Source organism: Alcanivorax sp. (assembly GCF_017794965.1).
Classification (GTDB): Bacteria; Pseudomonadota; Gammaproteobacteria; order Pseudomonadales; family Alcanivoracaceae; genus Alcanivorax.
This window is the reverse complement of record NZ_CP051240.1, coordinates 2,357,996-2,384,348: the sequence shown is the minus strand read 5'-3', so window position 1 is coordinate 2,384,348 and position 26,353 is coordinate 2,357,996. Positions and strand designations below refer to the sequence as shown.

General features: G+C 57.9%; 22 protein-coding genes. 13 read left to right on the top strand and 9 right to left on the bottom strand.

Annotated features, from left to right (window positions below; genetic code table 11):
* Window positions 1-140: 140 nt before the first annotated feature.
* Window positions 141-1,028, bottom strand: a complete 888-nt coding sequence (locus HF945_RS10485) for an oxygenase MpaB family protein (protein ID WP_290522559.1) — start codon at window positions 1,026-1,028, stop codon at window positions 141-143.
* A 384-nt stretch (window positions 1,029-1,412) separates the two neighbouring features.
* Here HF945_RS10485 and HF945_RS10480 point away from each other — a divergent pair, with 384 nt between their 5' ends.
* Window positions 1,413-4,565: a hypothetical protein gene (locus tag HF945_RS10480; RefSeq protein ID WP_290522558.1), complete on the top strand. Its 3,153-nt coding sequence runs from the start codon at window positions 1,413-1,415 to the stop codon at window positions 4,563-4,565.
* Between the two features lie 11 nt (window positions 4,566-4,576).
* A complete protein-coding gene (locus HF945_RS10475) occupies window positions 4,577-5,830 on the top strand; it encodes a patatin-like phospholipase family protein (protein WP_290522557.1) in 1,254 nt (417 codons plus the stop codon).
* 11 nt (window positions 5,831-5,841) lie between these two features.
* Here HF945_RS10475 and HF945_RS10470 read toward each other — a convergent pair whose 3' ends face one another.
* Window positions 5,842-6,999: a YbfB/YjiJ family MFS transporter gene (locus tag HF945_RS10470; RefSeq protein ID WP_290522556.1), complete on the bottom strand. Its 1,158-nt coding sequence runs from the start codon at window positions 6,997-6,999 to the stop codon at window positions 5,842-5,844.
* 518 nt (window positions 7,000-7,517) lie between these two features.
* Here HF945_RS10470 and HF945_RS10465 point away from each other — a divergent pair.
* The 10 genes from HF945_RS10465 (at window position 7,518) to HF945_RS10420 (ending at window position 18,766) form a co-directional block, all read left to right on the top strand.
* Window positions 7,518-8,879 (top strand): CmpA/NrtA family ABC transporter substrate-binding protein, encoded by a 1,362-nt coding sequence (locus HF945_RS10465; RefSeq protein ID WP_290522555.1) that lies wholly within the window; start codon window positions 7,518-7,520, stop codon window positions 8,877-8,879.
* 27 nt (window positions 8,880-8,906) lie between these two features.
* A complete protein-coding gene (locus HF945_RS10460) occupies window positions 8,907-9,908 on the top strand; it encodes an ABC transporter permease (RefSeq protein ID WP_290522554.1) in 1,002 nt (333 codons plus the stop codon).
* A 103-nt stretch (window positions 9,909-10,011) separates the two neighbouring features.
* Window positions 10,012-10,851 carry an ABC transporter ATP-binding protein gene (locus tag HF945_RS10455; protein ID WP_290522553.1) on the top strand — a complete coding sequence of 280 codons (840 nt, stop codon included), beginning with the start codon at window positions 10,012-10,014 and terminating at the stop codon, window positions 10,849-10,851.
* Window positions 10,852-10,979: 128 nt separating this feature from the next.
* A complete protein-coding gene (locus tag HF945_RS10450; protein WP_290522552.1) occupies window positions 10,980-12,158 on the top strand; it encodes an alginate export family protein in 1,179 nt (392 codons plus the stop codon).
* A 43-nt stretch (window positions 12,159-12,201) separates the two neighbouring features.
* A complete protein-coding gene (locus HF945_RS10445; protein ID WP_290522551.1) occupies window positions 12,202-14,181 on the top strand; it encodes an FAD-dependent oxidoreductase in 1,980 nt (659 codons plus the stop codon).
* 18 nt (window positions 14,182-14,199) lie between these two features.
* Complete coding sequence (locus HF945_RS10440; protein ID WP_290522550.1) at window positions 14,200-15,537, top strand: cytochrome c3 family protein; 1,338 nt, start codon at window positions 14,200-14,202, stop codon at window positions 15,535-15,537.
* A gap of 42 nt (window positions 15,538-15,579) precedes the next feature.
* The gene (locus HF945_RS10435; RefSeq protein WP_290522549.1) at window positions 15,580-16,173 is read left to right on the top strand and encodes a DUF3365 domain-containing protein; all 594 of its coding nucleotides are present in this window, start codon (window positions 15,580-15,582) and stop codon (window positions 16,171-16,173) included.
* 54 nt (window positions 16,174-16,227) lie between these two features.
* The gene (locus HF945_RS10430) at window positions 16,228-16,635 is read left to right on the top strand and encodes a globin family protein (protein WP_290522548.1); all 408 of its coding nucleotides are present in this window, start codon (window positions 16,228-16,230) and stop codon (window positions 16,633-16,635) included.
* 175 nt (window positions 16,636-16,810) lie between these two features.
* Entirely contained in the window at window positions 16,811-17,398 is a 588-nt protein-coding gene (locus HF945_RS10425) for an ANTAR domain-containing protein (protein WP_035229821.1), read from the top strand.
* Window positions 17,399-17,599: 201 nt separating this feature from the next.
* Window positions 17,600-18,766 (top strand): CmpA/NrtA family ABC transporter substrate-binding protein, encoded by a 1,167-nt coding sequence (locus HF945_RS10420; protein ID WP_290522547.1) that lies wholly within the window; start codon window positions 17,600-17,602, stop codon window positions 18,764-18,766.
* Window positions 18,767-19,667: 901 nt separating this feature from the next.
* Here HF945_RS10420 and metE read toward each other — a convergent pair.
* Window positions 19,668-21,959: a 5-methyltetrahydropteroyltriglutamate--homocysteine S-methyltransferase gene (gene metE / locus HF945_RS10415; protein WP_290522546.1), complete on the bottom strand. Its 2,292-nt coding sequence runs from the start codon at window positions 21,957-21,959 to the stop codon at window positions 19,668-19,670.
* 426 nt (window positions 21,960-22,385) lie between these two features.
* On the opposite strand from metE, the gene HF945_RS10410 reads away from it, so the two are divergent.
* A complete protein-coding gene (locus HF945_RS10410) occupies window positions 22,386-23,309 on the top strand; it encodes a LysR family transcriptional regulator (protein ID WP_290522545.1) in 924 nt (307 codons plus the stop codon).
* Between the two features lie 312 nt (window positions 23,310-23,621).
* On the opposite strand, the gene HF945_RS10405 is transcribed toward HF945_RS10410, so the two are convergent.
* The 6 genes from HF945_RS10405 to HF945_RS10380 form a co-directional block, all read right to left on the bottom strand.
* Entirely contained in the window at window positions 23,622-23,936 is a 315-nt protein-coding gene (locus tag HF945_RS10405; protein ID WP_290522544.1) for a multidrug efflux SMR transporter, read from the bottom strand.
* Window positions 23,937-24,089: 153 nt separating this feature from the next.
* Window positions 24,090-24,650 carry a carboxypeptidase-like regulatory domain-containing protein gene (locus HF945_RS10400; protein WP_290522543.1) on the bottom strand — a complete coding sequence of 187 codons (561 nt, stop codon included), beginning with the start codon at window positions 24,648-24,650 and terminating at the stop codon, window positions 24,090-24,092.
* Window positions 24,616-24,801, bottom strand: coding sequence for a hypothetical protein (locus HF945_RS10395; protein WP_290522542.1), 186 nt, complete (start codon window positions 24,799-24,801; stop codon window positions 24,616-24,618). Before HF945_RS10395 ends, HF945_RS10400 begins: the two co-directional genes overlap by 35 nt.
* Window positions 24,802-24,808: 7 nt before the next feature.
* Complete coding sequence (locus HF945_RS10390; protein ID WP_290522541.1) at window positions 24,809-25,279, bottom strand: CYTH domain-containing protein; 471 nt, start codon at window positions 25,277-25,279, stop codon at window positions 24,809-24,811.
* Window positions 25,263-25,673, bottom strand: a complete 411-nt coding sequence (locus HF945_RS10385; protein WP_290522540.1) for a DUF4279 domain-containing protein — start codon at window positions 25,671-25,673, stop codon at window positions 25,263-25,265. The genes HF945_RS10390 and HF945_RS10385 overlap by 17 nt, the downstream gene beginning before the upstream one ends.
* The gene (locus HF945_RS10380; protein ID WP_290522539.1) at window positions 25,670-26,218 is read right to left on the bottom strand and encodes a lipocalin family protein; all 549 of its coding nucleotides are present in this window, start codon (window positions 26,216-26,218) and stop codon (window positions 25,670-25,672) included. Before HF945_RS10380 ends, HF945_RS10385 begins: the two co-directional genes overlap by 4 nt.
* Window positions 26,219-26,353: the final 135 nt, after the last annotated feature.

Below are 26,353 nucleotides of genomic sequence, written 5' to 3'. Positions count from 1 at the left end.
GCCTTTCGAAACTCGTCCCTCGTGATCTTTGTTTGTGGGGGCGGTGGTTCCACCGCGAAACGCTTGGTACAGATCAGCCAGAGCCAAAGAGGTAAGGCTTTTCCTCAGTGAACTCTGTGACCTCTGTGGTAAAACTGCACCTAAGCGGCTTCGCGAATCACCGGTTGGAAGCGTTCAAGCTGACCGGTGACCGCCAGATAGGCCGGCGGCAGGTAACGCACCTTCGGCGGCACCAGCTTGGCCAGATTGCGAATCGTCCGGCGCTTGCGCTCGAAGCGACGTGCCAGCCGTCCGGTCCAGTGCACGTGGAATTTCTTGCGCAGACCAGGGGGCAGGGTGGCATAGGTGGTGAGCTTGGCGCCCTTGCCTAACTGACGGTATAGGCGCTTCCACAACCAGTCCGGCATGAGCGATAGCTGCGGCGGTTTTTTTACCCGGCTCAGGCTCACATCCAGCAGATAACGGGCGGTGTCGGTATTCTCCAGCCGGTTTTCCACCATGTTGTTGAAGTATTCCCAGAACGCGGGAACGCTGTGTGGCATATCCTGATCACGAATGCCCAGCACCCGGCCCTGCTGCACCCATTCCTGCAACAGCTGGGCTTCCTCACTGGCAGTGAACGGCTTGTCACCGAATAGCCGTTGCGTAGTGATCATGGCGTAGTACGTGGTCATGTGCACCCAGGCATAGGCTTCCGGGTCCAGCGCAAAATACTTGCGCCCCTTGGCATCGGCACCCTTGATGTTACGGTGCAGTTCGCGAAGATCACGCCCTGCCTGGGGCGAACCCTGCTCGCCCCCGTACATCAGGCGTAGCCCCCACTCGGTGGTACGCTTGAGGCGACCCCAGGGGTCTTCCTTGAATACGGAGTGGTCACCCACGCCAGCGCCCACCACAGGATGGGAGACTTGCAACAGCAGCGTGGTACCCGCCATCAACAGCTGGAGGTTGTCCCCGGCATGGGTCCAGGCCAGGGAGTCAGGCCCGAGGGTGATGGGGTCGGCTTTTTTATTGGAGGGAGTAGCCATTTTGCGCTCCTTCTGCCTTTGTTTGCAGTGAGACTTTGAAAAGAGTATGTCTCATTCTGGGCTTGGCACAAGCGTTCAAACAAGTGACAGAATACCGATAGTTGTTCACTGCGGAGCCGCCCGCATGAGCGTATCAAGCGCTTGAATGAACGGAGGTGGCTGCGTCGGGAGCATGCTGGAAGGATGGGAAACCAGAAGGTTCCGGTTGCATCGATACAAGTATGAGTCTTCGTCGCGCGGGCACAAAAGCGTGACATGTAAGCTATTTCGTATTCTCTTCTATCTGTGATTGTTTTCTCAGTTTATGGCTATGTCCTCTACTAGGGTGACTTCATCGTGCACGGATCGCACAACAATGCCATTAAACGAAAGCGAGGGATCGCCATGGAAACGCTTTTCAACTTTATCCATATTCGTCCACCGGTGGAGCCCAGAGAGGATATCACCTCAATTTCGCTGGCTACCGAATCCACCTTTCAGGAAAAGCTCCGCGAGTTCGCTTCTTCAGACACTCCTCGGGAAAAGATCAAGGGGCAGGCACGGAAGTTTGTTGCCAGTAAGGCGTTCATCGGGGCACGTGAGAGTCTGCTTTTCGACACCCAGTTGCGTACCGTAGAGGCTTCGTTCGATGCCTTGCAAGAGGCCTCGGCGGTTGATCCTGATGATTTGGTTGCTGCGGTTGAGGAAGCCTTTGGCAAGTCACCGACTGAACTGGTGGCAATGGCTCAGTATCAGAAGGAACTGAGTGTGCTCAAGGATTCTATTCTTGCCATCAAGTTTCTTCCTGAAGAGCACCGCCGCCCCTTGCATCATATTACCCAGGCGTTGCGTGACATGATGTTGTTCCAGGTATTGGCTGAGGACGCTCACCAGGTTGACCTGCCGGAGCGACTTCGCAGATACCGCCAGCGAAGCCTGTTGATGCCTGAGGGGCTTTCTCTCGGCTCGATTCTCCGCTCCCCACGGAAAAAAAAGCAAGAGCCTGATCCGGATGAAACGCGTAAGGCGTTTGACGAAGGGATGGCTAATTTCAAGGGCATACTGGGTGCCATTGATGAGCTGACACGTATTGATGGACAGAAGTTGGTGCAGTCCCCCGTCAAGCCCAGCAAGGCCCTGTTGCCTCCCAAGGCGCTTCAGCCGCAAAGTATCCTGAAGGCAGCCTTTGACAAGGGGTATTCGCCATACCTGTCACCGCTACAAAGCGCAATCGCCTCACCGTCTTCCCGGGTCAACCCGAATATGACCCGCGCTGTCCCGGAAACGGATAATGCGGGGATGTTGGCCCGGATGGCAGAGATTGATTTCTCTACCCCGCTGGTTATGGCGGACAAGGCGCCAATGATGGCCCGCACCACCTTTGCCGGGCGAACCGCTTTTGAGCCGAGCAAGCCGGAGAGTCGGTCTTTTCTGATGACCGCGGAGGCGGGAGCAAAGCTCAGCAAGAATACCCAGCAAGCCCTCAAGCTGCGCAACCTGAGTGTCACGGCGCAGCCCGTGGATGAGGTAGTCAGTCAGTTGCGTGTGGAAGCTGCTGCGGTGGGTCAGCAGCTGGAAAAGCTGGCAGATCCTGGTGTGCACCGTACCTTCAAACGAATTGGCAACACCATGGTGTTGATCAATTCCCCTATAGCAACGCCCTGGGTGATGACCAGCATGGGGATCTCTGCGGGCACCTTGTTTCCGCTCCCCGAGCTGTTACCGCTGGACGTTCGTGTACCGCGTACCCACGGTGATGTGAAACCGGTTGGGGTGGCTGATCTGCTGGTGGTCAAGCAGTTCCTCAAGCGCTATGAGGCCCGTGATATTGCACATATCGAGAATGTGCTGCAGGGGGAAGGCAAGGAGCGTACCCACCGCCGTCGTAACCAGACTGAAGAACTCACATTCCGTGAAGTGGAAACCACAACCTCAGAAGAGCGCGAACTGGAGTCTACGGACCGTTTCGAAATGGCCCGGGAAAGTAGTGAAACCATTCAGGAAGATGCCAAGCTCAAGGCCGGAATGAGTATTACGGCCAAGTACGGTCCTGCCGTAGAGTTCTCTGCCAGTGTGGAAGGGTCTTACTCACGCTCCAAAACGGAGGTGACCAAATCTGCCTCCACGTTTTCCAAGGAAGTCACGCAGCGTAGTTCAAAGAAAATTGCCGAGAGGGTGCTTGAGCGTGAGTCGCGCAAGATCACCACGGAAGTGGAGGAAACCAATAAGCATACTCTCGATAATACCGGTGGCGATGGGCATGTACGGGGTATCTACCAGTGGATAGAGAAAGTCTATGAAGCGCAGATGTTCAACTACGGCCTGCGTACCATGTTTGATTTCATGGTTCCGGAACCGGGGGCGTTTTTGCTCGAAGCCCTGCGTCGTGCCCATGTTAGCGCCACTGAGCTGGTCAAGCCCATGCCCTTCAGCATACGGCCAGATCAGCTGACGGAATTCAATTATCACACCTGGGTATCCGCCTACCATGCCACCGACGTAACGCCTCCTCCGGAGCCGTATATCACCAAGTCTCATGATTACAATGCGGGTGGTGGCGATGACAAGACAGACTATAACCATTCCAGCCAGATTCAGATTGATGAAGGATACCGTGCCATCTATGCAACGGTAGGAGTGGTGGGGAACACCTGGTCTGATGAAGCCAGTGTGGATGTTGTGGTGGGGCAGCGTGGCAACCGTATTTCCAATGCGGGTATTCGGGTGTGGCATACCTCTCTGGATAACGAAGTACTGGCAATTCCTCTGGCCATCAACAGTTTTGACCACTCTGATCTGGCGATTGCGGTGGAAGTGAAATGTCAGCGTACCGACCGGGCCATGGCCAAGTGGCGTCATGAAACCCATGCGAAACTTACGACGGCCTATCTGGCTCGCCTTGCCGAATATGAGGAAAAGCTGGCCGCCCTGAAAGCAGAAGCGGGCATTGTGATTGAAGGTAAAAGCCCGGCATTGAATCAGGAAATCATGGTGGATGAACTGAAAAAAGCCTGTATCAGCATCATGACAGAACAGCACTATGAGCTTTTCAATGCTGTCGAAACGGGTAGCAATGGCTTGCCGCAGGTCAATTTGTGGGAGAACGAAGCGGAAGGTCCTTATGTGCGTTTCTTTGAGCAGGCCTTTGAATGGGAGCAGATGACCTGGCTGACCTATCCCTATTTCTGGGGGCGCAAGTCACAGTGGAGTGATCGCATTGCCATGGAAGACGCGGACCCGTTGTTCAATCAGTTCATGAAGGCAGGCTATTGTCGGGTTGTGGTGCCGTTGCGTCCTGGCTTCGAAGGAGCGGTGGATCATTTCATGAACTTTGGAGAGCCATGGATGGGGGGACCGTTACCGGCGGTGACCAGCGATCTCTATTTACCTATTGCCGAGGAAATCGCCGAGCGTTTGGGGCGCCCTGGGGAAGAGGTTCCTGAGGGTGAACCCTGGGAGGTAAGGTTCCCAACCAGCCTGGTACGCCTGCGTGATGATGGCAGCCTGCCGGCCTGGGAGAAGGATGAGGAAGGAAACTGGCTACCGGTTGACGGCTAACGGGAGCTGGTATGCAGATTTCCAGACCACAGGATGTGGAGTACCTGGCCCTGGAAGGCGGCGGCGGCAAAGGGGTAACTTACCTCGGTGCCATCCGTGCGCTGGAGAGCATGGGGGTGCTACCCATCGACATCAACCGTCCGGGGCAGAACCAGATCAAGGGCATCAGTGGTGCTTCGGCTGGGGCTATCACGGCCCTGATGTTGGCGATGGGACTCGATTCCGCTGAGCTGCAGCGCATCCTCAGTAATGCGTCCACGTTTACCGGTTTTTTTGACGGTCCGAATCCGGGGTTCTATCGCTCTATTGACAGCCGAAACCAGCCACAGATGAAAAACGATGCGCCCGCAGGCGTATCGGTGTCGAGCTTTCTCACTGCCCGACAGCAAAGCATTTCTGGATGGTCTCAACTGGCGGCGATGTTTGGCGCCCTGGTAAGTAGTGGTGCTTTCGGGCCCACCAGTGATCCGATGGTGCGCCAGCTTGCTCAACACCCACAAGGGTATCTCTATAATCTGGTGTTTGACCGTGGGCTGTTTCCTGGCTTTGCGCCACGACGTTTCCTCAGTGGGGCCGTGGCGGGGTATCTGTCCCGGCGTATTCTGCAGAGCACGGGAGGGGTGATTGTTTCCGGTGCCGCTGCGTTAAACTTCAGCCAGTTCTTCCAGCTTACCGGTGTCGATCTGGTCATTACCGGTGCGAATGTTACCCGCCATTGTCCTGCGGTGTTCTCAAAACGTCACACGCCGGACTTTCCGGTGGCCGAGGCGGTGGGCATTTCAATGAATCTGCCGCTCATTTTCAAACCGGTAAAGGTGGAGGCCAATGTTCCCACTGGTCAGTACAACCAGAATGCCAGTGATTATCACGGCCTGTGGGTAGACGGTGGCATACTCAATAACTTTCCACTTCATGCGTTTGATCATCTTTCTCCGCAGGTTTCTTCCCGGTACCCGGCCTTGCGGCCATTGAACCCGAAGATGTTGGGCTTGCGTCTCACTGAAGGGCCTCCCGGCCATGGTGGGACTTCATCAACTACGGGGACGTTCTCGGTGTTACTGGAGCATCTGGGCAATATCGTGAATACGGTGCTTTATCCGTCTGAGCAGGGGCAGATCCGAACAGCCGAAGAGGAAGACCAGAGTATCGATCTCTATACCTATGATCTGGAGACGACCAACTTTGCCCCTTCGCAGTCACAGAGTGCGACGCCGATCCGGGAAGCGGAACGGGCAGTGCAGCGATATTTCGGACAGACGCCCTGAATCCGGGAGGGCTACTGGAAACGGACTCTGGCTAGAGGCAACAACAGCACTGCCGCGCCTACCAGTGCCGCTGCAGCCCCGATCAGGCCCGGTGCAAAGCTGCCGCTGGTCTCCAGCAAGTTCGCCGTCACTACCGGCCCCACAATCTGTCCCACCCCATAACACGCAGTCAGCGCGCCCAGGGCCATGCTGGCGGCATGGGGTGCCAGTTGGCGGCCGCAGTACATGCTCAGGGCCACCACGGCAGTAAAGGTACCGCCTACCAGGATACCGCTGATGACCAGCCCGCTGAGGCCGGGTAGCCAGGCGGGAGCGCTGACGCCCATGGCTTGCACGACCAGGGCCATCATCAGGGCATTGCGTTCGCCAGCCCTGCTGGCCAGCTTGCCCCATAGCAGGTTGGCGGGAATGGCTGCGAGCCCCACGGCCAGCCAGGTATAGAAGGCCGCGTTGTCCAGGCCGGGCAGTTGTTGTCGGGCGATCACCGGCAGGTAGGTGGTGCTGGTGATATAGCCGAAGCCGGCGAGTGTATAGCTGGCAATGAGGAAAGTGAGCGCTTTTCGGTTTACCGGTACGCGGGTGTGGGCGTTTTCTCTGGCGTGAGGCAAGGCGGGGATCACGCGCAGGAATACCATCAACAGTAGCGCCACAATGCCACACGCAAACCACATGGCCGGGTAACTGCCGGCCAGCCCCTCGATCAGGGCTACGGTCAATGCGGCGATGCTGATGCCCAGACCGATGCCCGCGTAGTGGATGTTTCCCAGCCGTGCCCGCAAGTGATTGGGCAGGGCGCCAAGCACCAGGGCAGAACCGTTGACCATGATGATGGCACTGGCAATGCCCGCCAGGAAGCGGTTGATTGCCCAGGGTGTGAAGGTATGGGTGAGCCCCATCAACAGGCTGGTGATCACGCTCACCCATAACGCCAACCAGAATGCGGTGCGGGCTCTGTGGGCTGGCACGGTCATGGCCAGGATGGCACCGAGAAAATACCCGCCGTAATTCACCGCCGCAAGATAGCCACCGGTGACCGCTGTGAGGCTGGTGTCCGCAATCATGTCCGGCAGGGCAGGAGTAAACAGAAAACGACCGATACCCAGCGCAATGACCAGGCTGAATGCGCCGGCCAGGGCTATGCGGAAAGCGTTGTGTTCTTGTGGGGCCATTGGGGTTCTCGGTCGGTTCTGGAAACGGTGTCAGTAAGTTGGGGGGAAGCGTAGCAGGTCATGGCTTATTGCTCTCTATATTGCGAATGATGTTCATTATTTCTTCTCGTGATAATTCGCCTTTGGTCGCAAGCGGTGCGAGCTTTTTTCACCATGCTGGCGCAAAAAGGGGGCGTATCCGGTTGTGGACCAGGTTGTCGCATGGGCGTGATGCATTTTGGTGATCGTTAATTGGTTCAGAACAGTGCCGCTTGTGCAATTTATGGGCGTGGAGAAGAAGGGTGACGGTTAGGTGAAAGGGTAAGCTGTTGAAAAATAACAATTTTAAAAGTTGGCACAGCTATTGCCTTAGTGAGGGCATCACAGCAACAGCGTTGTGATCCAAATACCGCGTCGTGATCAAAGGCGATCACGAACAGATTCGAGCAAAGGCGCTCAAGGCATCCGGTCAATGAAGACGGGAAGCCCTGAGCGCTTTTTTTATGCCTGCGGGATAGCGGGCAAATGAGGGAAGACTGATGAAAAAGTTTATTCGCACAGCAATGACAGCACTGACGTTGGGGCTCTCGGCCAACGCCATGGCGGACGACTCTGTGGGTTGGCCGGAAAAGGCAGACCTCAAGTTCGGCTTTATCAAACTCACTGATATGGCTCCCCTCGCCGTGGCGTACGAAAAAGGCTTTTTTGAAGAAGAAGGCCTGTTTGTGACCCTGGAAGCCCAGGCCAACTGGAAAGTCCTGCTGGACCGGGTGATTGACGGTCAGCTGGATGGTGCGCACATGCTCGCCGGCCAGCCGCTGGGCGCCACCATTGGCTATGGTACCGAAGCCCACATCATCACGGCCTTCAGCATGGACCTGAACGGTAATGGGATCACCGTTTCCAACGCCGTGTGGGAGGAGATGAAGAAGAACATCCCCGAAAAAGACGGCAAGCCGGTGCACCCGATCAAGGCGGATGCCCTGAAACCGGTGGTGGAGAAATACAAGGCGGAAGGCAAGCCGTTCAATATGGGCATGGTTTTTCCGGTGTCCACCCACAACTATGAGTTGCGTTACTGGCTGGCGGCCGGAGGTCTGAACCCGGGTTATTACGCGCCGCACAAGGGCGATACCAGTGGTCAGCTGCAGGCGGACGTGCTGCTGTCCGTGACCCCGCCGCCGCAAATGCCGGCTACCCTGGAAGCGGGCACTATCTATGGCTACTGCGTGGGTGAGCCCTGGAACCAGCAGGCTGTGTTCAAGGGCATTGGTGTGCCGGTCATCACGGATTACGAAATCTGGAGAAACAACCCGGAAAAAGTATTCGGTGTGAGCAAGGGCTGGGCCGACAAGTATCCCAACACTCACATCCGTGTGGTGAAGGCGATGATTCGTGCGGCCAAGTGGCTGGATGAAAACGACAACGCCAACCGTCCGGAAGCGGTAAAAATCCTGTCTCAGCCCAACTACGTGGGCGCGGATTATGACGTGATTGCCAACTCCATGACGGGCACCTTCGAGTACGAAAAAGGTGACGTGCGTGAAGTGCCGGACTTCAACGTGTTCTTCCGCTACAACGCCACCTACCCCTACTACTCTGATGCTATCTGGTACCTGACCCAGATGCGTCGCTGGGGTCAGATCAGCGATACCAAACCGGACAGCTGGTACATGGATATCGCCAAGAAAGTGTATCGCCCGGACATCTATTCGCAGGCAGCCAAGGCCCTGATCGCTGAAGGCAAAATCGCTGCCGATGAGTTCCCTGATTTCGCCACCGAGACGGGCTTCAAGCCGCCGCAGAAGGGCTTTATCGACAACATCACCTATGACGGTCGCAAGCCCAACGAATACCTGGCGAAATTCCCGATTGGTCTGAAAGAGGGCGACGCGCTTTAAGCGCTCGCCACTCGAGGAGTAGCAATCATGGTGACCCTGACTTTCCCGACCTGGATGGAACCCTATCGCGCCCTGGCTACCGGCAAGATGTCGTCGGATCAGTGGCAGACACTGCTGCGTCAGTTGATCTGGCCGGTAATGGGCATCGCCGTCTTCCTGTTGCTGTGGCAACTGGCGGCCCAGCGTATCGATACCTCGCTGGGGCAGTTCCCGGGCCCGGTTGATGTCTGGGAGCAGGCAGGCTCCCTGGTGGATGAGCACCAGGCGTCCCGTGCCAAGGAAGCGGCGTTCCATGAACGTCAGGAGAAGTACATTGCCTCCCGGCTGGAGCAACAGCCGGAATGGGAGCCGGTGTACCGGGATTACACCGGCGCGCCGACCTTCTTTGATCAGATTGGTACCAGCCTGATCACGGTAATGAGCGGCTTCCTGCTGGCTTCCATGATTGCCATTCCGCTGGGGATTGTGATCGGTCTGAGCAGTACGGCTCATGCTGCCATGAATCCGCTTATCCAGTTGTTCAAGCCGGTGTCACCGCTGGCCTGGCTGCCGCTGGTGACCATGGTGGTGAGTGCGGTGTACGTCACAGATGATCCTCTGGTGGCCAAGTCATTCCTGACCTCCATGTTCACGGTATCGCTGTGCTGCCTGTGGCCCACGCTGATGAACACCTCAGTGGGTGTGACCTCGGTGAGCCAGGACCTGACCAACGTGTCCCGGGTGCTGCGACTCAATGCACTGAGTCATGTGCGCAAGATCGTACTGCCCTCCGCGCTGCCGATGATGTTCACCGGTCTGCGGTTGAGTCTGGGTATTGCCTGGATGGTGCTGATCGCGGCAGAGATGCTGGCGCAGAACCCGGGATTGGGGAAATTCGTCTGGGATGAATTCCAGAACGGTAGCTCCCAGTCTTTGGGCCGGATCATGGTGGCGGTGATCGTGATTGGTCTGATCGGTTTCCTGCTGGACCGCGTAATGCTGATGCTGCAACGCGCTCTGGTGTGGGACAAATCTTCTGTACAGCGCTAACTATGAGTTCCCTGTACCGCTGCTTGCATGCTCAGGCAGCAGCCTCGAAGGGCGCGGCCTGAAGCACTCAATCAGCGGTAAAGAGATCTCAAGGAGATAAACAATGAAAGCATTACTGGAACTCTCGAATGTCGGCATGAAATTCGACACCCCGAAAGGCAGTTTCGAAGCGCTGAAGGATGTGAATCTGAAAATTGATTCCGGCGAATTTGTCTCGTTGATCGGGCATTCCGGCTGTGGCAAGTCCACGGTGCTGAATATCGTGGCGGGCCTGTTACAAGCCACCGACGGCGGTGTGATTCTCGACAAACATGAGGTTACCGAGCCCGGTCCGGAGCGGGCAGTGGTATTCCAGAACCACTCGCTGCTGCCCTGGCTGACGGCCTTTGAAAATGTGGAACTGGCCGTCAAGCAGGTTTTCAAGAAGACCAAGAGCAAGGCGGAGATCCGTGACTGGGTGGAGCACAACCTGGAGCTGGTGCACATGGCGCACGCCATGCACAAGAAGCCGGATGAAATTTCCGGAGGCATGAAACAGCGTGTGGGCATTGCCCGGGCGCTGGCCATGCAGCCCCAGGTGCTGCTGATGGATGAGCCGTTCGGTGCACTGGATGCGCTGACCCGTGCTCACCTGCAGGATTCCCTGATGGAAATCCATGCCCAGTTGGGTACCACAGTGATCATGATTACCCATGATGTGGATGAGGCGGTACTACTGTCTGATCGCATCGTGATGATGACCAACGGCCCGTCCGCCACCATCGGCGAGATTCTGGATGTGACATTGCCGCGTCCGAGAGATCGCCTGGCGCTGGCGGACGACCCCACCTTTGTGCGTTGTCGTCAGCAGGTACTGCAGTTCCTGTATGAGAAACAGCGCAAGGTGGAACCACTGCCAAAGCGTAAAGCGGAGAAGGACGAGGCGACACGCAAGCGCGCCTGATCCGCTAATTTCAGAAAGTGATTTAACTGCCTGCTTTTTTCGCGCACCGAAAAGCGGGAACGGGAAAGGTGCGTCCAGAATTCACGGTTTTACTGATTTTATTTTTGGGAAGTGTTGAGGAAACGATGATGAAATATTCTGCCATTGCCGCCGGCGTTGTGCTGTCCACGCTGGGTTTTACCGGAACTGCCAATGCTGAGGATGATGCGTTCATTACGGCACTGAAGAGCGGCACACCGCTGCTGAACATGCGTCTTCGTTATGAAGAAGTGGATATTGACGGTGTTTCTGATGAAGGTCAGGCACTGACCCTGCGCACCCGTTTGGGTTATCAAAGCGGCAAGCTTTATGGCTTTGACGTGATGGGGGAGTTCGAAGATACCCGGATCGTCGGTCAGGTGGACAACTATGCGCCGGAGCAGGCCGGGTATCCGGTGATTGCCGACCCGGAAGTCACTGAGCTTAACCGGGCGGCCATTCGCTACACCGGTAGCGATGCATTGGAAGGGCTGGTGGCCAATTATGGTCGCCAGCGCATTATCTACGACAATGCCCGCTTTGTGGGCAATGTGGGTTGGCGTCAGGATGAGCAGACCTTTGATGGTGCCAGAGTGGATTACGGTGTGGGTGATTTTTCCCTCTCCACCGCCTACCTCACCCAGGTGAATGGCATCACTCCGGGCTTCGACGCCAATGTGTCCAACTATCTTGTCAATGCCAGCTGGACTGGCGCACCGGGCGGTTCCCTGACCGGTTACGGCTACCTGCTGGAAACCGACAACGTGCCCGATTCCGATAACGATACCTTTGGTCTGCGTTATGCCGGTGCCTTTGATCTGGATTCCCTGAAACTGTTGCTCACGTTGGAAGGGGCTCAACAGGAAGTGGAAGCCGGTGATACCGAATACTACTTTGCCGAGCTGGGCGCAAAAGTTGCGGGCGTCACCGTGAAAGTGGCACAGGAAGTGCTTGGTTCAGATGACGGCACTGTCGCGTTCCAGACGCCACTGGCGACCAAGCATGCGTTCAACGGCTGGGCGGATCAGTTCCTGGCGACACCGGCTGACGGTCTGGAAGATACCTTCGTATCCGTGGGCGGCAAGCTGGCCGGCTTCAAGCTGCTGGCCGTGTTCCATGACTTCAAGTCCAACGAAGGTAGCACTGACTACGGTACAGAAACCGATTTGCTGGTAGCGCGTCCGATCGGCAAGAACTACGTGGTAGGCCTGAAATACGCTGACTACAGCGCCGATGATTTCAAGTCTGATACCAGCAAGTACTGGGCCTGGGCAGAACTGAAGTTCTGATCCCCGACCTTCCCCGTTAGATCCTCAGAAAAGGAGGTTTCAGGTGGAAGCAAGACGTTATCAGCCGCAACCCCGGGTACCCGATGCCGAAACCGCTGAGCCGATTATCATTGTGGGTAACGGCCCGGCGGGAATGCAGTGTCTGGTGGAACTGCGTCGCCGTGGTGTCACCACCCCGGTGAAGCTGTTCGGTGCAGAGCATTGGGCCCCCTATGATCGCGTTAAACTTTCCACCTTCCTTTCCGGATCTACCGGGTTTGATGATCTGACCAATCTGCCGGCCGAACTGGATGATTCTGTTGAACATCTGGTTGGCCGGTCCATTACCGGGATCAGTCCTGCCCGTCGCTGGGTAGAGGATGCGCTCGGTCAGCGTCACCACTACAGTCGCCTGGTTCTGGCGCTGGGGAGTGACGCCCATATTCCTTCCATACCGGGCACTGGGTTGTCCGGTGTATTGCGTTTCCGCGATATGGATGACGCCCAGGCTCTGATGGCGCGGCGACTGCGTAGCACTCATACGGTTGTCATCGGCGGCGGCCTGCTGGGGATTGAGGCGGCCCACGGCCTGTGCCGTTTCGGCACCCGCGTTACCCTGATTCAGCATGCAGACCGGTTAATGAATCGGCAGTTGGACAGTGATGCTGCCAATATGGTCGCTGACAGCTTGCGCGATGCAGGGGTGGATGTACGGCTCAATACCAGTGTTCGCAGCATTGCCGGTAGCGAACGGGTGGACGCGGTGGTATTGGCGGATGGGACGGAACTGTCGTGCGACACCGTCGTGTTTGCAACCGGGATTGCGCCGCGCACCGAACTGGCTCGCAAGGCCGGGCTCAAGGTCGCCAACGGTATTCGAGTCAGTGCCTCCATGCAGACCTCGGACCCGAATATCTATGCAGTGGGCGAGTGTGCCCAGTTTCAGGATCAAGTGTGTGGTCTGGTGATGCCTGCGTTGCAGCAGGCCCGTGTTGCGGCAGGCTGTCTGGCAGGTAGTCATGACAGTTATACCCCGGTAGCAGACAGCACCTGGTTGAAAGTGCTGTCGCTGGAAGTGTTCAGTGCCGGTCGCTTTGCCGATGAAGAAAGGGGCATGGTGCATCGCACTCTGGTGTACCGCGACGCGGATGCCGGCATCTACCGTGCCCTGATGTTGCGCACCGGGCGCCTCGTGGGCGTGGTGTCCGTGGGCGCCTGGCCTGAGCGCCAGCAAATTCTCAACCGAATTGCTGACGGACGCCGACTGATGCCCTGGGAGCTGTTGCGCTTTCGGTTTACCGGTGAGCTGGCCGAAGGTGGGGCCGGAGAAGTAAGTGAATGGCCGGCTGCCACGGTGATCTGTCAGTGCCGTGGATTGTCCCGCGGGCAATTACAGGGTTTTCTGGGTGACAGCTGTGACACGGCGACCCTGATGAATCGCAGTGGCGCGGGCACGGTTTGCGGCGGTTGTGAGCCTTTGCTGGAGAGTTTGTGTAGCGGCGGGGCGGCAACGGCACGAAAGGTTCCCGGTGGCACTCCCCTGGCTATTGTTTCGGCGATTGCCGCCACCCTGATGGCGCTGGCGTTCTGGCTACCCTCTCCCGCGCCGGCCAGATCCGTGCTCGATATTTCCCTTTTTGAACAGTTTTCCCGTAATGGCCTGTGGCGCCAGTGGAGTGGCTACGCCGTATTGGCTGCCTCGGGCCTGTTACTGCTGATGTCGTTGAAGAAACGCTTTCCGAAAGTGCCAATGGGAGGCTTCAGCGGCTGGCGTGTGGCCCATGCGGTGTTGGGGCTGGCGGCGTTGCTATTGCTCTACTGGCACACCGGTTTTTCCCTGGGAGAAAACCTCAACCGCTGGTTGATGCTGAGCTTTATCGGGACCGCTCTGGTCGGGATTACGGCGGCACTGCTAACGCGATTACAGGCGGCCATGACCGGGGTCGGCTGGCTACGACAGGGCACTACCTGGCTACACATACTGGTGTGCTGGCCGCTGCCAGCCCTGCTGATTTTTCACATCGTTTCGGCGTACTACTTTTAATCGGGCGTGGGGGCGATGATGGGAAGCAAGAAACGTAATCCGATTCTCTGGGCCATCTGGTTGTTCGCCTCGCTGGGGTTGGCCATCTGGCTGAGTCTGCAGCTGGTGGATCAGGACGCCCCGAAAACCGCGTTTATTCCCGGGCCGATGACCCATGGCCATCACCAGATCGAAATGCAGTGCAGCGTTTGCCATGGCGACGGCTTTGACAGCGAAACCGTCCTGCAGAACGCCTGTGTGGATTGCCATGGTGAGCAACTGGAAGAGGCCCAGGACTCCCACCCCAAATCCAAATTCACTGATCCGCGTAACGCTGACCGGCTGGCCAATGTGGATGCCCGTTTGTGCGTGTCCTGTCATGTGGAACACCGCCCGGAGCTGGATGTGGGCATGGGCGTGACCTTGCCCATGGACATGTGTGCCCATTGTCACGAAGACATCGAAAAAGATCGTCCCAGTCATGAAGGCATGGGCTTTGATACCTGTGCCAATGCTGGCTGCCATAACTTTCATGATAACCGCGCCCTCTATGAAGATTTCCTGCTGGCCCACGCCGATGAGCCCTGGCTGAAGCAGCCCGCCCAACAGCCGCCCAGGGATTTGCTGGCCCGCCAGATGAGCGATGCCGACCTGGTGGCGCTGATGAAAGGCAACGGCGCGCCGCCAGCAGAGGTGGAAACCCCGGAGCATTGGGATGGCAATGCCCATGCCGAGGCGGGTGTGGAATGTTCCGCCTGTCACGGTGGGGGTGAGGACTGGGTGGATTCCCCGGAACCGCTGCAGTGCGCAACCTGCCACGAGCCGGAATCGGAAGGCTTCCTCGAGGGCCGGCATGGCATGCGCCTTGCCCAGGGGCTGTCGCCCATGACGCCGGCGCAATCAGTGCTCAACATGCATGTGGAAGCCAGCCATCGGGAGCTGACCTGCATCAGCTGTCACGGCGCCCATGAATTCGACACGCAAACTGCCGCCGTGGACAGCTGCATCGGTTGTCACAATGACGAGCACAGTAACGAATACCTGCGCTCTCCCCATCATGATTTGTGGAAAAAGGAAAAACGCGGTGAGCTGCCGCCGGGCAGCGGCGTGACCTGTGCCTCTTGCCATATGCCGCGGCAAGAGACCCACGGCGAGATCTTTGTTGAGCACAACCAGAACCTGACCCTGCGCCCGGTGGAGAAGATGGCGCGTCCGGTCTGTCTGCAATGCCACAGCCTGGAGTTTTCCCTGGATGCGTTGGCAGACCCGCACTTGCGTGAAAACAACTTCAATGGCCAGCCGCAAACCCATGTGCCGTCCATTGATATGGCCGTGGAACGCGACAAGGCCCGGGGCGAGAAGAAGGGTCCTTATTGATTTGTCTGATTGAACGATTCCAAACCTGAGGAGGTAGTACCCATGCAACACGTCATGAAGCGTAACGTCACCATCCTGATGGCCACCGCCATGTCCGCCCTGATCCTGAGTGGCTGCGGTGAAGAAAAAGCCGCTCCCAGTGGGGGCATTGAACCCAAGGTCTACACCGATTCCCTGTTTGCGGTGATGAAGGCAGACCGTACCAACTACACCAAGATGATCATTGGCCGCCTTGGCCCGGCCGGGGCTGACAGCATCAAACCCCATGAATACTGGGAAGACCTGGAAAACGGGGCGCCGCTGCCGGCGCAGATGTTCCGTTACGGCGCTGAAGCGGTCAGTGAAATGACCAGCGACTTCACCTATTCCCTGCAATCTCTGTGGCCGATCAATGCCCAGAATGCACCCAAGACCGATCTGGAAAAGGAAGGTCTGCAGTACATCGCCGATAACCCAGGCAAGAACTTTTACGGTGAAGAAAAACTGGGTGATGTGACCTATTACACAGCGGTGTACCCGGACGTGGCGGTGGCTGCGCCGTGCGTGGCATGTCATAACAACCACAAGGATTCCCCCAAGACCGATTTCGAAATGGGCGATGTGATGGGTGGTGTGGTTATTCGCGTACCGATGTAAACCGCCTTCTGCGGATTTTCACGCTTATCAGTATTCAATAACAGGAGAAACACCATGACTCCCGAACAGATTGCTCTGGTACAGGACAGCTGGGCGAAAGTGGAAGGTATTTCCGATCAGGCCGCGGCGCTGTTCTACGAGCGCCTCTTTACCACCGACCCGTCACTCAAGCCGCTATTCAAGGGCAACATGGAAGAGCAGGGCAAGAAGCTAATGACCATGATCGGGGTGGTGGTGAAGGGGCTGGACAAGCTCGACACCATTGTGCCCGCAGTACAGAAGCTGGGGGCTCGCCACAAGGATTACGGAGTGAAACCGGCGGATTACGACACGGTGGCACAGGCCTTGCTTTGGACTTTGGGCCAGGGACTGGGTGATGCCTTTGACAGCGACACCGAAGCGGCCTGGACCGCCGCCTACACCATACTGGCCACCACCATGATCGACGCCGCTGAGTATTGAGCGACGCGAGGGGGCGTTTTTGGTACCCAAAAGTGCACCAGGGAGGTGCGCTTTTGAGGTGCTGTATTGGTGAAAAATAAAACTTATTTTAAAACAAAAGGTTAGGGTGACCATGACTGGCACAACCGTTGCAGAACAATCTGATAACACTTTTTGTCCGGATGCCCCAGACGTTATGGCTCTGAAAATCATGCTGGTGGATGACCAGCCACCGCGCGCCGCGATTCTCGAACGGGCCCTCATTGATGAGGGGCACGAGATCCTGTGCCGCCTGACCAGCGCAGCCGGTCTGGCGGAGAAGGTGCGCAGCAGTAACCCGGATGTGGTCATCGTAGACATGGATGCCCCGGACCGGGACACCCTGGAAAGCATGGCGCTGGTGCAGCGGGATATCCCGCGTCCCATGGTCATGTTCTGCAACCAGGATGATGAAGACCTGGTGGTGGCAGCATTGCGTGCTGGTGTGAGTGCCTATGTGGCAGGGGAAACCGACCTGACCCGGGTACGCGGTGTGATGCGGGTGGCGACAGCGCGTTTTCGCGAATACCAGGCCCTGCGGGAAGAACTGGAACAGACCCGTGAAGCGCTGGCGGAGCGCAAAATTATCGAGCGGGCGAAAGGGCTGCTGATGCAGCGGCGCCGGCTCAACGAGCAGGATGCCTACAGCACCCTGCGACGGCAGGCCATGAATACTGGGCAGCCGCTGATACAGGTGGCCCGATCGGTGCTGGATTATGCCGAGATGCTGAAAGCGCAGGGATAAAACGCTGGATGCCTGAGGCCGAATGCCTGGCGTCAATACAGGAGAAAAGATGCGACGAGTGATGCCATTGAAAAAGTCCCGCAGCCTGGTGGATGCACCAGCCAAACCGGTGAGTCGGGCAAGGCGTCCTGTAGAGATGAATGAGCCTCTGCGACGTTCGACCTCAAGCGTCCGGCGTCAGGCTCTTGCGGAGCAAGATGGATGAAAATTCGTATCGGTTACATGCCGCTGACTGACAGCCTGCCGCTGGCGGTGGCTCAGGAGGCCGGCTACTTCGCGGCAGAGGGTCTGGATGTGGAGCTTCAGCCGGAGTGGAGCTGGGCCAGCCTGCGTGATCGACTGCTGGTAGGCCAGCTGGATGCTGCACCCATGCTGGCGCCCATGATGCTGGCCACGTCGTTGGGGCTGGGGTGCATCAAGAAACCACTGGCGACGGCCTTTTCCATGGGCCTGAACGGTAATGGCATTACCGTGTCGCCCATGTTGTTCCAAGGGTTGTGTGCACTCTCTGAAGGTCCCACTGCCAATGATATGGCCAGCGCCATGAACAAGCTGGTGGCGGCCCGCGCCAGTGGCGGGGAAGCCCCGCTGGTGCTGGCGGTGGTGTTTCCGTTCTCCTGCCACAGTTATCAACTGCGCCACTGGCTGAGTGTGGCCGGGCTGGACCCGGACCACGATGTGAAGCTGGTGGTACTGCCGCCCTCACAGATGGTGGATCACTTGCGCATGGGCCACATTGATGGATTCTGTGTGGGTGAGCCCTGGAACAGTCTGGCGGCTCTGACCGGTGCGGGGCACTGTATCCTGTCCGGTTACCAGATCTGGGAAAATGCGCCGGAGAAAGTCTTGGCGGTGTCCCGTGACTGGGTGGCGCGCCATCCGGACGAACACCGGGCCATGTTGCGGGCGCTGTACAAGGCGGCCTGCTATGCCGATGACAATCTGGTAGAGAGCCTGTCCCTGTTGGCCCACCCCGCCTGGCTGGATGTGCCGGAAGAAATCATCCGTGCGCCGTTCAGTAACCGCCTGCCAGGCGGCCTTACCGGCCAGCCGTTCCCGGCCCATCATTTTCATGTGTTTGCAGGCTTCCACGCCAACTTCCCGTGGCGCTCCGACGCCCGTTTCATGCTGGAAGAAATGCAGCGCTGGCGGCAATGTTCGCTGGAAGAAAAACAGACGTTTGCGGCGCAATGCTACCGCACTGACCTGTTCCGCGATGCACTGGCGGATCTTACCAGCCTGCCGTTAATGGACAGCAAGCCGGATGAACGCCATGCCGGACATTGGCAACTGCCCGGTGAACCGAAGCCGGTGGAGCTTGGCCCGGATCGTCTGTTGAAAGTTATTGAGGATCCGGCAGAAAGCTGAGTTGATGAGAAGCGAGTAACGCGTTTCGAAACTCCGTCTGCCTGCTGGCAGCATGACGCCAGAAGCTTTATGCCTGATGCTGAAGTTCAAGACCTCAACATCAACCCGCTGCTCGTCAGCACTGATAGAGCGCCAGGCGATTAATGTGTGAGCGTGCTTGCACGCGAAGGGTTTATTTCAGTTCGTAGGGCGGAAATGGGCGTGAGCCCATCTCCGCCATTGTATGTGTGAAGGCGGAGACCGACCTTCGCCGATTTCCGTCCTACGGGGATTAACCCGGTGGGAGATTCAGCTTGCTGAACGAATGCTGCGTTTGATCAGGGGAAGGTGCAGGCGTCTTCATTCAGCAAGCTGAATTTCCCACAAGATCTGTCCTCTCCGCCTTTGCCTTTCGAAACTCGTCCCTCGCAACGCGCTACTGATATTTGTGGGAGCGGTAGTTCCACTGCGAAATAGCAACGACAGCTCCGCACAGAGCCACAGGGGCAATGTTTTCCCTCAGTGAACTCTGCGCCTCTGTAGTAACAATGCTAATACACCTTCGGAACCGTCGTAGGGCGGAAATGGGCGTGAGCCCATCTCCGCCATTGTATATGTGAAGGCGGAGACCGACCTTCGCCGATTTCCGTCCTTCGGGGATTAACCTGGTGGGAGATTCAGCTTGCTGAACGAATGTTGCGGTTGATCAGGGGAAGGCGCAGGCGTCTTCATTCAGCAAGCTGAATTTCCCACAAGATCTGTCCTCTCCGCCTTTGCCTTTCGAAACTCGTCCCTCGCAACGCGCTACTGATATTTGTGGGAGCGGTAGTTCCACTGCGAAATAGCAACGACAGATGCGCACAGAGCCACAGGGGGAATGTTTTCCCTCAGTGAACTCTGTGCCCTATGTGGTAACGCCGCTTTACCCCGCCGCACGCAACCGCTTGGCAGCTTCCACCATGTTCGCCAGCGCTCCGCGGGTTTCTTCCCATTTGCGGGTTTTCAGCCCGCAGTCCGGGTTGATCCACAGGCGCTCTTTCGGCAGCTGTTCAGCGGCTTTTTCCATCAGCTTCACCATCCAGTCCACCGCCGGTTCATTGGGGGAATGAATGTCGTACACGCCAGGACCGATATCGTTGGGATAGTGGAAATCCCGGAAAGCGTCCAGCAATTCCATATTGGAGCGCGAGGTTTCAATGGTGATTACGTCTGCATCCAGCGCGGCGATGCTCTCGATGATGTCGTTGAACTCCGAGTAACACATGTGGGTGTGAATCTGGGTGTCATCGTCCACGGCCACGGTACTCAGACGGAAGCAATCCACCGCCCAGTCCAGATAGGTTTGCCAGTTACTTTTGCGCAGGGGGAGCCCTTCTCGCAGAGCGGGTTCGTCGATCTGAATCACCTTGATGCCAGCGGCTTCCAGGTCCTGTACTTCATCGCGCAGTGCCAGCGCTATCTGTTTGCAGGTGTCAGCACGGGGTTGGTCGTCACGGACGAAGGACCACTGCAGGATGGTGACCGGGCCGGTAAGCATGCCTTTGACCGGCTTGTCGGTGAGCGACTGGGCGTAGCGTGCCCAGGCCACCGTCATGGGTTTAGGGCGTTGGACATCGCCGAAGATAATCGGCGGTTTCACACAGCGGGAGCCGTAGCTTTGCACCCAGCCAAAGCGGGTGAAGGCAAAGCCATCCAGCAGTTCACCAAAATATTCCACCATGTCGTTGCGTTCGGCTTCGCCGTGCACCAATACATCCAGTTCCACTTCTTCCTGATAACGGATGCAGCGGGCTATTTCTTCCTGCATCTGACGGGTGTACTCGGCCTCACTCAGCTTGCCGGCTTTCCAGTCACGGCGTGCGCTGCGTATCTCCCGGGTTTGCGGGAATGAACCGATGGTGGTGGTAGGGAACGCTGGCAGTTCCAGGGCGGCCTGTTGTTTGGCGATCCGTTCGTTAAAGGGACTCTTGCGCTCACGGGATTCCCGGGCTGCCCTGGCCAGGCGGGCAGCCACGTCCGGATTGTGAATGCGCGCAGAGCGGGCCCTGGCCTGCAGGACGCTGCGCTGGGTTTCCAACCCGGCGTCCACGTTGCTGTCACCCTTCAGCGCCCCCCCCAGCAGAGCCAGTTCCTGGAGTTTCTGTTTGGAGAAGCTGAGCCAGCTCTTCAGTTCATCGTCCAGAGTGTCTTCCTGTTCAAGGTCCACCGGGCTGTGCAGCAGCGAGCAGGACGGCGCCAGCCAGAGACGATCACCCAGGGCATCATGCACGGGCTGCAGGGCAGCGAGAGCGGCATCCAGATCGGTTCGCCAGATGTTGCGACCATCGATATAGCCCAGCGAGAGTACCTTGTCTCCCAGGCGGGGAATCACCTGGCGGAGGTCATCCTGACCCCGGACACAGTCCAGGTGAAGGCCGTCTACCGGCAATGCCAGGGTAGTGAACAGATTGTTTTCCAGCCCCCCAAAGTAGGTGGCCAGCAGCAGTCGGGCCTCACTGGCCGAGGTCAGCTGGTCATACACACGCAGGTAGGCACGCTGCCAGCTGTCTGGCAGATCCAGCACCAGAATCGGCTCATCGATCTGTACCCACTCCACGCCTTGATGGGCCAGCTGTTGCAGGATCTGGCGGTAGACGGGAATCAGGTTGTCCAGCAGTGCCAGCTTGGCGTTGTCATCCGCACTGGCAAAGTGCGCTCCCTTGCTCAGGTAGAGGTAAGTGAGTGGCCCGGGAATCACGGGCTTGGGGTTGTGGCCTTGGGCGCTGGCTTCATCCACCTGCTCGAACAGGCTGTGGCGGGCGATTCTGAAATGCTGGTCTGCTTCCAGTTCCGGCACGATGTAGTGGTAGTTGGTATCAAACCACTTGGTCATCTCACAGGCCGCTGCCGGACTGCCACTGGGGGCGCGGCCGCGGGCCATGCGAAACAGGGTGTCCAGATCCACGGGCTGGTCGGCATCCTGGCCAAAGCGGCTGGGCACCACGCCGAGCAGACAGCTGAATTCGAGAATCTGGTCGTACCAGGCAAAGTCGCCTACGGGCACCAGATCCAGTCCTGTCTCGGCTTGCAGGGCCCAGTGGCGCTGACGCAGGCTCTTGCCGACATGCTCCAGTTCGCTCTGCTGGAGATCACCAGCCCAGTAGGCTTCCTGGGCCTGTTTCAGTTCACGACGGGCGCCGATACGGGGGAAGCCCAGGTTGTGCAGGGTGGTCATGATATGTCCTTCGCTATGCTCTCAATAAGTCAGGCTTCGCCGGGGCGAGCCAGTTGAGGCTATTGTGCTGATGTCGTTACTTGAGGCAAAATCAAATAACTAATCCTGATTATGAGTTTTTCTCATTAATGTGTGGCGAGGGGATTGGCTGCAGTGACTGGTCGGCTGGGTGGGGAGCAGCAGTTGAAAGTTCAAAGTTGAAAGTTGAAACGCGAAGAGAGGATAGGGAGCCCCTGGGGTTTGGGGGCTCCGCGCATCAAACGCTTGTGCGCGGGTACGGCTTGGCCGGCAAGATGGCCTGGTCCGCGCTTTTAAACTTTGAACTTTGAACTTTCAACTCGACCTCACGTCTCGCCATTGATGCTTTCACTGTTGGAACGAATCGCTTGCAGGCAAGCTCCCACAAGGAAAACGCTGGAGGTTTTCATGCTTGAACTACGACATCTCGCCACCCTGCGGGCCATTGATGAGGCCGGCTCGCTGGTGGAGGCGGCGGAACGGTTGCATGTGACCCAGTCGGCCCTGTCCCACCAGTTGAAGGATCTGGAGCATCGCCTTGGGGTGGAGCTGGTGGTGCGCCGCACCCGGCCGGTGCGTTTCACCACTGCAGGGCTACGGTTGCTGGCGCTGGGTCAGGACATCCTGCCAAAAGTGCTGCAGGCGGAGCGGGAATTGAAGCGGCTGGCGGAAGGACAGTCCGGACGGTTGCACATTGCCATCGACTGCCATTCCTGTTTCCAGTGGCTGATGCCGGCGCTGGATGCCTTCCGCGAGCATTGGCCGGACGTGGAGCTGGATCTGTCTGCGGCCTTCGGTTTCGCCCCCTTGCCGGCGCTGTTACGCGGCGATCTGGATATGGTGATCACCTCCGATCCGCTGGAAGACGAGGCGGTGAAGTATCTGCCGTTATTCCGTTATGAGCTGGTGCTGGCGGTATCCGGGCGTTCAACCCTGGCGAGCAGAAAGTGGGTAGAGCCAGAAGACTTGGCGGAGCAGACCCTGATTACCTATCCGGTAGAAAGGGCGCGCCTGGATGTGTTCAGTGTCTTCCTGGATCCTGCCCGGGTGGAGCCCGCTGCGATCCGTACTGCGGAACTGACGCCAATGACTGCCCAGCTGGTGGCTGCGGGGCGTGGTGTCGCTGCACTGCCAAGTTGGGCGCTGACCGAGTACACCGAACACGATCTCTTGAAGACTGTGCGGCTGGGGGAGAAAGGGGTCTGGCGAACCCTGTATGCGGCAGTCCGTATCGAGGATGAAGCGCTGGCCTATATCCAGGAATTTCAGGAAACCGCTCAGGCGTTGTGTTTCAAGACGCTGAGTGGGGTGAAGGCAGTTAAAGGCAGTTAGTTAATAGCGAAACCAGGGGGCGCGAGCCCTTGTAGGAGCCCAGCTTGTCTGGGCGAAGAAGGTTGCGAATATTGGGAGACCCTTTTTTAAAGGCAAAACCGGATGCGTGGGTTTGTGGGAAATTCAGCGTGTTGAATGAAGGCTCCAGCACAATCCCCCGATCAAGAACCGCTTTCGTTCAGCAAGCTGAAACTCCCACAGGCTCAAGCCATTGCAGGCGGAAATCGGCGAAGGCCGATCTCCGCCTGCGCATCCCAATCCAATAGCGAAGATGGGTGAGCGAGGTGTGGGTCAGGCATCGGGGGCGTGTTCTCAGGAGAACACCTTAACCCCGACAATCCCCGCCACGATCATCAACAGGCAGATCAGTTTGGCCACGGAGACGCTGTCCTGGAAGAAGACGATCCCCAGCAACACGGTGCCGAAGGCGCCAATCCCGCTCCAGACGGCGTAGGCGGTGCCGGCGGGCAAGTCGCGCATGGCCTGGGCCAGCAACCAGAAGCTGAGGGCCGCGGCAATCAGGGTGAAGACGGTGGGTAGGGGGCGGGTAAAACCGTGGCTGGCTTTCAGACCCAGGGCCCAGCCAATTTCCAGCAAGCCCGCGAAGAAGATATACACCCATGCCATGAATTAACTCCTGCATGGGGTCGTCCCCGAATTGATGCCGTGGTCGGGGTCGTCCCCGGGCATGAATTGAATTCGGACTATAGTGTCTGCCGGCAGAATTTCAATAGGCCGGGCCGGGTTGCGGATGGGCGGTAGCGTTGGGTCAACGGTGGGCTATCTCCTTTCCGGTTCGGGAAACCACAGTTCATAAATCGCCTCGCGAGCCTCGGGGTTGTGGCAATCCTCTGTTTCCACAAAACGTATGTCCTGATTGCGCTGATCGTGGCGACGCTTCCATTCGCCAAGCTGCATCAGATAGCCAAAATCCGGGCAGCCTTCCGGGGACGCAGGCAGTTGCTGAAACAGCGGAATCTGTGGCGTTCGAAGTTCCCGTGACAGGGGCGGAAGCAAGGTGCTGGTACGGGCAATGCCGTATTCATAATCCGGGTGGCTGACCTGCCAGACCTGATGCGTCATGGCGCTGGCGGCCATCAGCAGGTGAAAACCCACGTGGGTCTGTTCCTCAATGATGAAACGCCCGTCGCTGTTGGTGGTGGCGATCAGCGAAGGGTTGTTGCGGCTAATAACGGTGGCGCCGGCGATGGGTTGGCCGGTGTGGGCGTCGATCACGGAGCCCTGCACAGGCTGTACATCCCATTGTTTCTTGATCGTCGGGATGCAGCCGGTCAGGGCCACCAGGCTAGCGATCAGTAGCGGGGCCTTCAGCGTCATCATCTGCAGCAATCCAGTAGTGTTGTTTGTGACCGGTGGCGTCGAAGTGCTGCCGTGCCTGCTCGGCGCTCTGTTTATCCGGGTAACGGGCGACCCGGGCAATAACCCCGTTGTCGTCTTGCCGCCAGAGTGAGTAGGTCTTTTTTGGTTTCACCGGGGGATCAGTTTGTCCAGTGCTTGTAGGGCGTGCTGCTTAGCGCGCTGTTGTAATAACGCACTTCACCGGTGACTTCTTCGCCAAGCCAGTCCGGTCTATCGAATGTCGTGTCTTCGCTGGGCAATTCGATTTCCGCCACGATCAGCCCCTCATTGTCGCCATGGAAGACATCAATCTCCCAGCACAGGTCGCCTTGGGGCAGGCGGTAGCGGGTCTTGTCGATGACGCCCTGGCCGCACAGTTCGTTCAGCATGGCGTTGGCATCTTCAACCGGGACGGGGTACTCGAATTCACTGCGGGTGGCGCCTTCGGTCTTGCCCTTGATGGTGAGCCAGGCGCTGTCGCCGGCAATGCGCACCCGCACGGTGGCGTTCTTGTCGTGGCTGAGATAGCCCTGTGTCAGGCGCTCGCCGGCCAGGGTGTCGGTAATGTCGGTGTCGCGAACAAGAAACTTGCGTTCAATTTCCAGCGCCATGGTCCAGTCCCAGTTGGTCAAAGCTGATGTCGAATCCGAGTGCCTGAAAGCCGTCGAGAATCTCGGCAGGCAGGTAGAAGGTCGGATCGTCCATGAAAAAGTAGTGTGATACGCCGATGCCATAGCGGTAGTCATCGGGCAGTTGTTCAAGCTGCGGGGCGAGGCGTTTCAGCTTGAGCAGCAGCTTTTCAAAATGATCGCTATGACTGGCAGTCTCGTCCAGCTGGCTGGAAATAATCCAGCGGTTCTCTCGCCGTTGTGCCTCAGGCACTGTGGCACTGAAGCTTTCCCCTTCCCGCCAGTAGTCGTCCGCACTCTGGCCCATCAACAGATCCAGTTGGGCCGGGTCGTGGTCGAAACCGAAAATGGCAAAATAGACGTGGTGATCGCTCATGGTGATGCGGGACGCAGGTTGCGATTGCGCTCAAGCTGGTCAACCGGGAACCCCTTGCTCTCAGCCACTTGCACCAGTGCCTGATACTGATCCTCCGGAAGCGCTGGCTGGCGTGCCAGGATCCACAGGTACTCACGGCTGGGTTCGCCAATCACCACGGTCTGGTAGTCCTTGTCCAGGGCGATGATCCAGTAGTTGCCTTCGGTGATGGTGGGGATCAGCCGTGATACCCAGTTGTCGAAGCGCACCTTGAGCTTGGCATTGCCGGAATCGGGCACCACCCGGGCAGTTCCCACGGCTTCCGTGGCGTCCTCATCCTTGCGTTCACAGCGATTGATCACCTTTACCGTACCATCGTCATTCAGGCTGTAGGTGGCGGTGGAATCGTAGCAGCCACGCTGGAACCACTGTGGCAGGCGGGCGATCTCATACCAGGTGCCGGCGTATTGCTGCAGATCCACTTCCTTGACGGTGGCAAGAGGTTTGTTGTCACCACAGCCGGTGAGCAACAACAGGGTCAGCAGGGGTAGCAGAAGCAGTTTCATGGAGGCTCCGGGATATGAACTAGGTTACAGGCTAGCGTAGCCGGCGCGGTAATCAAGCCTGATGCCCGGGTAGTGTGCTGGATCAACCCCGGCGCGCACTGCCGTGCTATACTCCGGCGCTGTTTCAGGGAGCCC